This is a genomic window from Flavobacterium sp. (assembly GCF_035299245.1).
In the GTDB taxonomy this organism is placed as follows: Bacteria; Bacteroidota; Bacteroidia; order Flavobacteriales; family Flavobacteriaceae; genus Flavobacterium.
Genome location: NZ_DATGWY010000017.1, coordinates 1 through 1,517, shown reverse-complemented (window position 1 = coordinate 1,517; position 1,517 = coordinate 1). Strand labels below are relative to the sequence as shown.

The window sequence follows — 1,517 nt, the reverse complement described above, 5'->3', positions numbered from 1 at the left end:
CATCATAAAGTTCACCAAACTTTTGAATCCCAATATATGTGTTATCCATGGTATATGTATAAGAAAATGTCTTAGACTGAACAGTATGAATCTCAAATATTAAAACTACAAAAAAAAGAAAAATTTTAGATTTCATAAAATTGATAATTTAATTAAATGATTATCCGATATTTTACCTATAATGATTATCTTTGTAAGGACTAATCAAAAACGGCATGAATTTACTAAATTTTGTTGCACAATATCCCGACGAAACAAGTTGTAGAGTCAAATTTAAAGAGTTCCGAGACCAACAAGGCGTTGTTTGTCCCCATTGTGGAAGTACAAGTCATTATTGGAAACAAGACAAAGAATGCTATGAATGCAAAAAATGTGGTAAACGTCAAAGTTTACGCGCTAATACAGTTATGCATGGTTCTCAATTACCATTTCGTTATTGGTTTATAGCTATTCACTTGTTGACAAGCACAAAGAAAAGCTTTTCAGCGGCAGAACTTCAACGTCAATTGGGTCATAAGCGTTACGAACCAATCTGGACTTTGCTCCATAAACTACGTGAGATCATGGGAAAACGAGACGAAATGTATTCATTATCAGGTATAATCGAATTAGATGAAGGTTTCTTTTCTACGGAAACTCCTGATGACGAAAAGAAAAAGCCATTGAAAAGAGGTCGTGGAAGTCAGAAAAAGAGCAAAGTTCTTGTAATGGCAGAAAGTCAACCCATTGAAGGACAAACAACCAAAAAAGGTAAACCCAGGCAAGTTGGGCACATTAAGATGATTGTCATAAATGACTTGAGATCGGTTACGATAAATTCATTAGTTGAGAATAATGTAACCAAAGAATCAACCATTGATTCTGACGACTCAACTTCTTACGTCAAATTAAAAGATATTGTCAAAGAACACCGACCACAAGTAATACCAAAAGAAGAAATTGGAAAGGTATTGCCTTGGGTTCATATAGCAATCAGTAACGCTAAACGAATGTTACTGGATATTTATCACGATATTAAACCTGAATATCTTCAAAATTACCTGAATGAATTTTGTTATAAATTCAACAGAAGATATTTTGGAGAAAATTTATTTGACAGGCTTATGATAGCCTCGGTTACATACAAAAATCAATTTAGGTAGTACAACGGATAATCATAAAATTTAATTTCTCAATTATTAGTTATTATCAATTATCGTTTGAATTTCCGCCAATGTAAGATCCGATCCTTTTGTTGCTTTTGCAGCAGCAATAGCAGTGTTATAAACAGCTATCTTAGAGCCATCTGCTCCGGTAACCCCGGCACTGGTAAAATCATCAATGGTTTCTGCGCCGGCATTAATCAATCTTAAAGCAGTAATGGCTATTTGTGCTTTGATGCTAGTCAGCTGGTTCTGCAAATCGGCAATTTGCGAATCCTTCGCTACACCGCTTTTTGTCAGGGTATCAATCTGCGCTTTCAATTGTGTAATCTGGTTGCCAAAATCTTGTTGTGTAGATGTCAGTTGAGCGTTTGC

At 34.8% G+C, this 1,517-nt stretch carries 2 protein-coding genes; one reads left to right on the top strand and one right to left on the bottom strand.

Going from position 1 to position 1,517, the window contains the following annotated elements; genetic code table 11:
• The first annotated feature begins 215 nt into the window (after window positions 1-215).
• Window positions 216-1,142, top strand: coding sequence for an IS1595 family transposase (locus VK161_RS12485; RefSeq protein ID WP_324215120.1), 927 nt, complete (start codon window positions 216-218; stop codon window positions 1,140-1,142).
• Between the two features lie 36 nt (window positions 1,143-1,178).
• Here the strand turns inward: VK161_RS12485 and VK161_RS12480 are convergent.
• Window positions 1,179-1,517, bottom strand: a 339-nt coding sequence (locus VK161_RS12480) for a hypothetical protein (RefSeq protein ID WP_324215119.1), incomplete at its 5' end; no start/stop codon positions are given.